Annotated in this window: 10 protein-coding genes; 5 read left to right on the top strand and 5 right to left on the bottom strand. The window is 70.7% G+C overall.

Annotated elements, in window-relative coordinates; genetic code table 11:
• Nucleotides 1-34: 34 nt before the first annotated feature.
• Nucleotides 35-430 carry a hypothetical protein gene (locus D180_RS04215; protein ID WP_017911809.1) on the top strand — a complete coding sequence of 132 codons (396 nt, stop codon included), beginning with the start codon at nucleotides 35-37 and terminating at the stop codon, nucleotides 428-430.
• Entirely contained in the window at nucleotides 430-1,416 is a 987-nt protein-coding gene (locus tag D180_RS04210) for a Ku protein (RefSeq protein WP_017911808.1), read from the top strand. The genes D180_RS04215 and D180_RS04210 overlap by 1 nt, the downstream gene beginning before the upstream one ends.
• 41 nt (nucleotides 1,417-1,457) lie before the next feature.
• Here D180_RS04210 and lldD read toward each other — a convergent pair whose 3' ends face one another.
• The 4 genes from lldD to D180_RS04190 all read right to left on the bottom strand — a co-directional run bounded on the left by lldD (nucleotide 1,458) and on the right by D180_RS04190 (nucleotide 4,580).
• Nucleotides 1,458-2,618, bottom strand: a complete 1,161-nt coding sequence (gene lldD, locus D180_RS04205) for an FMN-dependent L-lactate dehydrogenase LldD (RefSeq protein WP_017911807.1) — start codon at nucleotides 2,616-2,618, stop codon at nucleotides 1,458-1,460.
• 13 nt (nucleotides 2,619-2,631) lie between these two features.
• Entirely contained in the window at nucleotides 2,632-3,432 is an 801-nt protein-coding gene (gene lldR / locus D180_RS04200; protein ID WP_051064775.1) for a transcriptional regulator LldR, read from the bottom strand.
• A 103-nt stretch (nucleotides 3,433-3,535) separates the two neighbouring features.
• The gene (locus D180_RS04195) at nucleotides 3,536-3,991 is read right to left on the bottom strand and encodes a DUF2214 family protein (RefSeq protein ID WP_017911805.1); all 456 of its coding nucleotides are present in this window, start codon (nucleotides 3,989-3,991) and stop codon (nucleotides 3,536-3,538) included.
• Between the two features lie 10 nt (nucleotides 3,992-4,001).
• Complete coding sequence (locus D180_RS04190) at nucleotides 4,002-4,580, bottom strand: PEMT/PEM2 methyltransferase family protein (protein ID WP_017911804.1); 579 nt, start codon at nucleotides 4,578-4,580, stop codon at nucleotides 4,002-4,004.
• Between the two features lie 224 nt (nucleotides 4,581-4,804).
• Here D180_RS04190 and D180_RS04185 point away from each other — a divergent pair, with 224 nt between their 5' ends.
• The 3 genes from D180_RS04185 (at nucleotide 4,805) to fabV (ending at nucleotide 8,090) form a co-directional block, all read left to right on the top strand.
• Nucleotides 4,805-5,902, top strand: coding sequence for a histidine kinase (locus D180_RS04185; protein ID WP_017911803.1), 1,098 nt, complete (start codon nucleotides 4,805-4,807; stop codon nucleotides 5,900-5,902).
• A complete protein-coding gene (locus D180_RS04180) occupies nucleotides 5,899-6,531 on the top strand; it encodes a response regulator transcription factor (protein ID WP_017910062.1) in 633 nt (210 codons plus the stop codon). The genes D180_RS04185 and D180_RS04180 overlap by 4 nt, the downstream gene beginning before the upstream one ends.
• Before the next feature lie 353 nt (nucleotides 6,532-6,884).
• Nucleotides 6,885-8,090, top strand: a complete 1,206-nt coding sequence (gene fabV, locus D180_RS04175) for an enoyl-ACP reductase FabV (RefSeq protein ID WP_017911802.1) — start codon at nucleotides 6,885-6,887, stop codon at nucleotides 8,088-8,090.
• A gap of 572 nt (nucleotides 8,091-8,662) precedes the next feature.
• Here the strand turns inward: fabV and D180_RS04170 are convergent.
• On the bottom strand, nucleotides 8,663-9,233 hold a 571-nt coding region (locus D180_RS04170; RefSeq protein ID WP_017911801.1), incomplete at its 5' end, for a PfkB family carbohydrate kinase.

Here is a 9,233-nt window from a genome sequence, read left to right as displayed (position 1 = left end):
CCCCCCCGCCGCCGTTGCCGCCCGGAGCCCTGCCATGCGCCCCAGCGACCGCCCCGACCCGCTGCTGTTCAACGCCCATCTGGATCCCTTGCCGAGCGCTTCGCCGCCGCGCCGCCGTGGTGCGGCACCGCGCCCGCACGACGCACCGGACTACCGCCGCTACAGCCTGGCCGACTACCGCCAGCGCCGCGCCCGCCACCGCACGCCGTGGCGCGACCTGTGCCCGGCCTATGCCTTCGCCCTGCAGACCCATGCCCGCGGCTGGCCGCGCGGAGCGGGCGCCGAGACCGAAGACGAACTGGCCGCGCACTGGGACCTGATGCGTGGCGACTCGCGGCTGGACTGGACCCAGGCGCGGCAGGTGATCGAGGATGCCTGGCAGGCGCTGGATCATCTGCCGGCGCAGGCCGCCGGCGTGGAGCCGCACTGATGCCGCGCCCGATCTGGACCGGCACGCTGTCCTTCGGCCTGCTCAACGTGCCGGTGTCGCTGATGTCCGGCGAACGCCGGATCGACCTGCACTTCCGCATGCTCGACGCGCGCGACAAGCGCCCGATCCGCTTCGAGCGGGTCAACGCCGACACCGGCGAGGAAGTGCCGTGGAAGGACATCGTCAAGGCCTACGAGTACAGCAAGGGCAACTACGTAGTGGTGGAGCAGCAGGACATCGCCTCGGCCGCACCGGAAAGCCACGAGACGGTGGAAGTGGAGGCCTTCGTCGACGCCGCCGAGATCGACCTGCGCTATTTCGAGAAACCCTACGTGCTGGTGCCGGGCAAGAAGGCCGAGAAGGGCTACGTGTTGCTGCGCGAGACCCTTCGCAACACCGGCAAGGTCGGCATCGCGCGGGTGGTAATCCGCACCCGCGAGTATCTGTCGGCGGTGATGCCGCTGCAGGATGCGCTGGTGCTGATCCTGCTGCGCTACCCGCAGGAACTGGTCGACCTGGACGACTACACGCTGCCCAGCGGCAAGGCCGCCGACTACCGGATCAGCGCCAAGGAAACCGAGATGGCGGCGCAGCTGATCGACTCGATGTCCGGGCGCTGGGACCCCGATGCCTACCACGACGAATTCCGCGAACGGCTGCACGCGGTGATCCAGAAACGGATCAAGGCGCAGGAGGGCACCACCCAGGTCGACGAGGATGCCGAGGCGCCGCAGCGCGAGGACGCCACCACCAACGTGGTCGACTTCATGTCGCTGCTGCAGAAGAGCCTGGAGGCCAAGAAGCGCACGCCGGCCAGGCAGGAGGAGCGCGTGCCGGTGCGCAAGACCGCGGCGAAGAAGAACGGCAAGCCGGCCAAGAGCGCGGCCGGCAAGGCCAAGAAGGCGACGCGCGCCAAACCGAAACCAGCGGCGGCCAAGGCCAAGCCAGCTGCGCGCAAGGCCCCGGCGCGACGCAAGGCCGGGTAGAGCAGGTCGGTCGCGGCGGTGCCAGGGCTGCCGCGACCGCTTTACGCCGAGACCATCCCCTCGCGCGTCGCCTGCGCCAGCGACTCGCGCGAAATCGCCGCGATCGATTTGGCGCCGGTCAGGGTCATCGCCACCTGCATCTCCTTCTCGATCAGGCCCAGCAGATGCTCCACGCCGGCCTGGCCGGCGGCGGCCAGGGCGTAGACGAAGGCGCGGCCGAGCAGCACGGTGTCGGCGCCCAGCGCCAGCATGCGCACCACGTCCAGGCCGCTGCGCACGCCGGAGTCGGCCAGGATCTTCAGCTCGCCCTTCACCGCATCGGCGATCGCCGGCAACGCCCGCGCGCTGGACAGCACGCCGTCGAGCTGGCGCCCGCCATGGTTGGAAACGACGATGCCGTCGGCGCCGAACCGCACCGCATCGCGCGCATCGTCCGGATCGAGAATGCCCTTGATCACCATCGGCCCGGTCCAGAACTCGCGGATCCACTCCAGGTCCTTCCACGAAATCGACGGATCGAAGTTGGCGCCGAGCCAGCCGATGTAGTCGGCCAGCCCGGTGGGATGGCCGCGGTAGGTGGAGATGTTGCCCAGGTCGTGCGGGCGCCCACGCAGGCCCACGTCCCAGGCCCAGCGCGGATGGGTGACGGCCTGCAGCATGCGCCGCAGCGGCGCGTTGGGGCCGCTCATGCCCGAATGCGCGTCGCGGTAGCGCGCGCCCGGCACCGGCATGTCCACGGTGAACACCAGGGTGGTGACGCCCGCGGCCTTTGCCCGCTCCAGCGCGTTGCGCATGAAGCCGCGGTCCTTGAGCACGTACAGCTGGAACCACATCGGCCGGTCGATCGCCGGCGCCACTTCCTCGATCGGGCACACCGACACCGTGGACAGGGTGAACGGCACGCCCCTGGCCGCCGCCGCCCTGGCCGCCTGCACCTCGCCGCGGCGCGCGTACATGCCGGTCAGGCCCACCGGCCCCAGCGCCACCGGCAAGGCCAGGCGTTCGCCGAACAGCTCGGTGTGCAGGTCCAGCGCCGACATGTCGCGCAGCACGCGCTGGCGCAGGGCGATGTCGCTCAGGTCGGACACGTTGCGGCGCAGGGTGTGCTCGGCATAGGCGCCGCCGTCGATGTAGTGGAACAGGAACGGCGGCAGCTGGCGCTGCGCGGCGGCACGGTAGTCGGTGGAGGCGGAAATGATCATGGGGGCAGGGCGGTCAGGGAGAGGAGGGGAGGCGCGAGGCACGGGCGCGGCGCGCATCGTCCTCGTCGAGGGTGCGCAGCGCGCTGTGCACGAATTCCAGGTGGGCGTGCGCGGCGGCGCGGGCGCGTTCGGGGTCGCCGGCCAGGATCGCGTCGCGCAGGGCGCGGTGCTGGGCGAGCAGGGCGGAGAAGATGCGCGGCGATTCGAACAGCTGTTGCCGGCTCTGCGAGATGTTGGCCTGCAGCAGGTCGAACAGCCCGCGCATCACCTGCAGCAGCACCCGGTTGTGGGTGGCCTCGGCGATGGCCAGGTGGAAATCGGCGTCGGCGTGCGCCTGCGCCGCCGCATCGGCCTGCGCATGGGTTTGCAGCAGCGCCTCGTAGGCCGCCTCGATGCGCGCGCGGTCGTCGTCGGTGGCGCGCAGCGCCGCATGCCAGGCGGTGGCGCCTTCCAGCGCATGGCGCGCTTCCAGCACGTCGAAGCGGTACTCCGGGTCGGCATGCAGCAACGGCAGGAACGGCTGCAGCGGCGCCACCACCTGGTCTTCCGGGGTCGGTGGCCGTTGCACGTAGGTGCCGCCACCTACCCGGGCCCGCAGCAGCCCCTGGCTGGCGAGCTGGGCGATGGCCTCGCGCAGCACCGGGCGGGACACGCCCAGCTCCGCTGCCAGGGTCCGCTCGGCGGGCAGGCGCGCGTCGATCGCCAGGCCGCGTTGCGCGATCAGCGTGCGCAACTGCGCGGCGACCCGGTCGCTGAGCCGGGCAGGGGACTCGCCGGCAGCGGCAGTGGCGGCAGCTTTAAGACTATTGGTCATACCAATAAACTGGCGGGGCGCGAATGGTGTGACCATTAGGCGCCTTGGATCACGCGGCGTCAATGGTTGCAGTGATGCGGGCTGCCTAAATTGGTAATACCAATCAGGGCATGCCGTTGCGTGCCATCGCCGCGGCCAGCACCACCAGCACCGCCAACAGGCCCAGTTCCACCCCGATCAACCGCTGCAGCGTGCGCACCTGTGCCGCGTTCGGCGACCAGGTCGGCTGCAGCCGCGCCTGTCGGCGCCAGCGCAGCAGGCGCAGCGTCGGCACCAGCGAGAGCAGGCCGATCGCCGCGAAGGTGCCGAGCTTGGCCCAGAACCAGGGGGTGTGCAGGTAGTAGTCCGCGCCTTTGAGCCCGTAGCGCACGCGCAGGGCACCGACCACCAGGATCAGCAGCGCGGCCAGCCCGTAGCCGGCGTCGGCGCGGACCAGCCGCGCCAGTTGGTGGCGGTCCAGCGGCGCACGCAGCAGGGTCCATTCCGCCACCAGCGTGGCGATCAGCAGCAGCATCGCCAGGTGGTGCAGGCTCGCCAGGATCAGGTCGCGCAGCGCCATCGCGGCGGCCTCACCACACCCACGGCAGCAGCCGCCAGCTGTGCGCGGCGTAGTCGGGATACTCCTCGGGGAAGGCCTGGGTCAGCATCGCTTCCTCGACCCGGATGCGGCGCAGGAACGCCCAGGTCACCGGCAGCACGATCGCCAGCAGCGACAGCACGTTGCCCATGCCCAGCGCCAGCCCGTAGAACGCCAGCAGCGCGCCCGTGTACGAGGGATGCCGCAGATAGCGGTACGGCCCGTGGCGGACCAGGCGGTGGCCTTCCTGGATGGTCACGTCGACGGTGAACCAGCGCGCCAGCACCCGGATCGACCACAGCCGCAGCGCCAGCCCGCCGGCCAGCAGCGCGCAGGCCAACCAGCGCAGCGGTTCGCGCAGGTGCGGCGCATAGCGCCACACGCCGAGCAGCGACAGCAGCACGCCCAGCGCCACCGCGCCGTACAGCACGCGCCACAGCAGGCGCAGCGTGCCCTGGTCGCGCGCACCGCCGTCGGCGGCGCGACGGCGGCTGAGCAGCATCTCGTACGCGCCCCAGCCCAGGCCGAGCAGCATGAACAGCAGATCCGGATGGCGCAGGGTCAGGAGCATGACGGTGTTCCTCGTGGCGGCGTGCACCACGCATTGCGTGGCAGGGTGGATGAACCGGGCCCATCCTGCGTGCCGATCGTCCGGCACCCGGCAGGGCATGGACGCAGTGTGGCGCCATCGGGGTGGCGCGGCAGTGGCCGCTGGTCATGCCGTCCGCCTGCCGGAAGTCACTTTCTGCGCCCGCCCCATTGCCGCGGCGTCGGCACGCGGTCAGCATCCGTGCCATGCAACGATTCCTGCACGACCTGATCGAACCCAAGCGCCTGGCCGGGTTGCTGACCGTGGCCACCGTGCTGTGGTCGTTCCAGTTCGCGCCGCATGCGCTGGTGGCCTGGCGCTGGATCGCGGCGGCGCTGTTCCTGCTGCCGCTGCTCGGCGCGCACTATCTGCCCGGGCGCTGGCGCGATGTCGCGCTGTGGGTCGAGGCAGCCGCGGCGATGGCCCTGGTCTGGCTGGAGCCACACGTCGGCACCGCGCCGGTGCTGCTGGTGGTGGTGGTCGCGCAGGTGGCGCTGCAGTGGCCGCCGCGGCCGGTGCTGGCGCTGGCGCTGCTGGCCAACCTGGGCACGTTCCTGGCGCTGTCCGCCGCCGGCATCAGGCATCCGCTGCTGACCACGCTGATCTACGCCGGCTTCCACGCCTTCGCAGGCCTCAGCGCGCACTACGCGCGCACCGCCGAGCTGGCGCGCGAGGCGCTGGCGCGGGTCAACGCCGACCTGCTGGCCACCCGCGCGCTGCTCGCCGACAGTACCCGCGATGCCGAGCGCCTGCGCCTGGCGCGGGAACTGCACGACGTGGCCGGACACAAGCTCACCGCCCTGCGTATCCAGTTGCGCCTGCTGCTGGCCGATCCGGCGCTGGCGCAACGCCCGGAGGTGGCGACGGTGGAGCGACTGTCCGGCGAGCTGCTGGCCGACATCCGCGCAGTGGTGCAGTCGCTGCGCGACGACCGCGGGGTGGACCTGGAGACCGCGCTGTGTGCCCTGGCCGCACCGTTCCCGCGGCCGCAACTGCAGTTGCAGATCGATCCGGCGCTGCGCATCACCGATCCGCACCTGGCCGAGACCCTGCTGCGGCTGGTGCAGGAAGCGCTGACCAACGCCGCCCGGCATGCCGACGCGGCGCATGTGCGGGTGCGCCTGGGCCAGGACAGGCAGCAGCTGTGCCTGGACATCGAGGACGACGGCCACCGCGCCGAGCGCATCCGCGAGGGCAACGGCATCGCCGGCATGCGCGAGCGTCTGGCCGCGCTGCACGGGCGCCTGGAACTGGGCCGCACGCCGCTCGGCGGCATGCAACTGAACGCGAGGCTGCCGCTGTGAGCGCGCTGCGGATCGCCCTGGCCGACGACCAGGTGCTGGTGCGCGCCGGCCTGCGCGCGCTGTTGCAGACCCAGGGCATCGTCGTCGCCTGCGAGGCCGACGACGGCCAGGCCTTGCTCGACGTGGTGGCGGCCACGCCGGTGGACGTGGTGCTCAGCGACATCCGCATGCCCGGCATGGACGGCATCCAGGCGCTGCAGCAGTTGCGCGCGCGCGGCGACCGCACGCCGGTGCTGCTGCTCACCACCTTCGACGAATCCGATTTGCTGCTGCGCGCCACCGCCGCCGGCGCGCAGGGCTTCCTGCTCAAGGACGCCGCACCGGAGGACCTGCGCGAGGCGATCGCGCGCGTGGCTGCCGGCGAGACCCTGCTGCAGCCGGTCAGCACCGACCCGGTGCGTGCGCGCTACCGCTACCGCGACGAGGACGCCCCGCGCGACACCTTCAACGAACGCGAAGTGGCGATCCTGCGCCTGCTTGCCGGCGGCTACTCCAACAAGGAGATCGCGCGCAGCCTGTTCCTGGCCGAGGGCACGGTGAAGAACTACGTCTCCACCATCCTCGACAAGCTCGGCACCCGCGACCGCACCCGCGCGGTGCTCAAGGCGATCACCCTGCGCATCATCTGATGCGTGCACCAGCGGTGGCGCTGCGACGTCCACCGGCAGCGCGTCGGGACTGAAGTCCCTCCCACAACGGTGCCACCGTGCCGTGCCGCGGCCTGCCGCAGGAGCGGCTTCGGCCGCGACAACCGATGGCGCGATTGCGGCTCGCCGATCAGCTGTTTCCGTCCAGCCAGCACGACATCCGCCGCCGCGACGCCGCCCCTGTGGGAGCGACCTCAGCCGCGACGCGACCCATCCGAACGCGCGCGCGCGCCCGCAGTACGCTCCATACCCCGCCGTGTGCTACCACCGGGACTTCTGCACACCCGCCGCAGACATTAAGATGCCGCGGGCATTGTGCCGACGAGGAATTCACGTTGATCATCCATCCGAAAGTCCGCGGTTTCATCTGCACCACCACGCATCCGCTCGGCTGCGAGCGCAACGTGCTCGAGCAGATCGCCGCCACGCGCGCGCGCGGCGTGCGCCACGATGGGCCAAAGAACGTGCTGGTGATCGGCGCGTCCAGCGGCTACGGCCTGGCCTCGCGCATCACCGCCGCGTTCGGCTTCGGCGCCGCCACCCTCGGCGTGTTCTTCGAAAAGCCCGGCAGCGAGAAGAAGGCCGGCACCGCCGGCTGGTACAACGCCGCCGCCTTCGACAAGCAGGCCAAGGCCGCCGGCCTGTACAGCAAGTCGATCAACGGCGACGCGTTCTCCGACGAGGCGCGCGCCAAGGTCGTCGAACTGATCCAGCAGGACATGGGCGGCCAGGTCGACCTGGTGGTGTATTCGCTGGCCTCGCCGGTGCGCAAGCTGCCGGGCACCGGCGAAGTGAAGCGCTCGGCGCTCAAGCCGATCGGCCAGACCTACACCGCCACCGCCATCGACACCAACAAGGACGCCATCATCGAGGCCTCGATCGAGCCGGCCACCGAGCAGGAGATCGAAGACACCGTCACCGTGATGGGCGGCCAGGACTGGGAACTGTGGATCGACGCGCTGGACGCCGCCGGCGTGCTCGCCCCGGGCGCGCGCACCGTTGCCTTCAGCTACATCGGCACCGAGATCACCTGGCCGATCTACTGGCACGGCGCGCTGGGCAAGGCCAAGGTCGACCTCGACCAGACCGCGCAGCGCCTGCACGCGCGCCTGCAACAACACGGCGGCGCGGCCAATGTGGCGGTGCTGAAATCGGTGGTGACCCAGGCCAGCGCGGCGATCCCGGTGATGCCGCTGTACATCTCCATGGTCTACAAGATCATGAAGGAAAAGGGCCTGCACGAAGGCACCATCGAACAGGCCGACCGCCTGTTCCGCGAGCGCCTGTACCGCGAGGACGGCCAGCCCGCGGCCACCGACGACGAGAACCGTCTGCGCCTGGACGACTGGGAACTGCGCGACGACGTGCAGGATGCCTGCAAGGCGCTGTGGCCGCAGGTGACCACTGAGAACCTGTTCCAGCTCACCGACTACGCCGGCTACAAGCACGAGTTCCTCAAGCTGTTCGGCTTCGAGCGCAAGGACGTGGACTACGACGCCGAGGTCGACCCCGACGTCAAGTTCGATTGCGTGGAGCTCTGAGGAGCGGGGAGTCGGGAGTGGGGATTCGGGCGTCGTGTTGATCCCGGATCCCGGACAGAGCATGCGGCCGGCAGCGATGTCGGCCGTTTTCTTTTGCGCTGACGGCGAGGCAGCGGTGGCGGCACGCCGACCGAATCGCGTCGGGACTGAAGTCCCTCCCACAAAGACCTCATCCATCCACGCGGCGTCTGCCGTAGGAGGGGCTTCAGCCGCGACAATCGAAGCCGCGGTGCTGGAATTGCCAGCACACCCCCACGAGTAAAACCCCGCCACATCGCAACGCCAATCCGCACGCAAACCCCGAAGCGCCAGCGCTTCTACGATTCCCCACTCCCCATTCCCGGCGCTTCACCGCGTCGGGACTGAAGTCCCTCCCACAATATCCCAGCCATCCCGGCGGCAGCTTTCCCCGATAGGAGCGGCTTCAGCCGCGAAAACCGAAGCCGCGGTGCTGGAATTGCCAGCACACCCCCACGACTAAAACCCCGCCACAGCGCAACGCCAATCCGCACGCAAACCCCGCAGCGCCAGCGCTTTTACGATTCCCCACTCCCCATTCCCCATTCCCGGCCTCACCGCCTCACATCGAACCGCGTCGCCCCCACACACGCCTGCACCTCGGCCTCGCTCAGCGCCAGCACGTCGCCCGGCAGCGTGTGCTTGAGGCATCCGGCGGCCAGGCCGAAGCGGATCGTGGCGGTGTCGTCCCATCCGCGGCTCAAGCCGTGCAGCACGCCGGCAGCGAAGGCGTCGCCGCCGCCGATGCGGTCGACGATGCCGCTCAGCTCCTCGGCCGGCGCCTGCGCGACGCTGCCGTCGCGGCGCAGCAGCATCGCGCCCAGGCTGTGCCGGTCCACGCTGTGCGCCACGCGCTGGGTGCAGGCCATCGCCTGCAGCTGCGGGAATGCGGCGAAGGCGTCGCGCGCGCCCGCTTCCACCCGCGCCTGCACGCTGTCCTGCGGGTAGCGGTGGCCCAGCACCACCTCTAGGTCGCGGTAGTCGGCGAACAGCACGTCCGCCTGGTTCAGCAGTTGCCGCAGGATGCCCGGCGCATCGCCGTTCCAGGCCTCCCATAGCTTGGGGCGGTAGTTGCCGTCGAACGACACCCGCACCCCGGCCGCGCGTGCCGCCTGCGCGGCCGCC

The sequence above is a fragment of the Xanthomonas sp. SHU 166 genome (assembly GCF_000364685.1).
Classification (GTDB): Bacteria; Pseudomonadota; Gammaproteobacteria; order Xanthomonadales; family Xanthomonadaceae; genus Xanthomonas_A; species Xanthomonas_A sontii.
The sequence above is the reverse complement of the archived record's forward strand: the minus strand, read 5'-3'. Positions and strand labels throughout refer to the sequence as shown.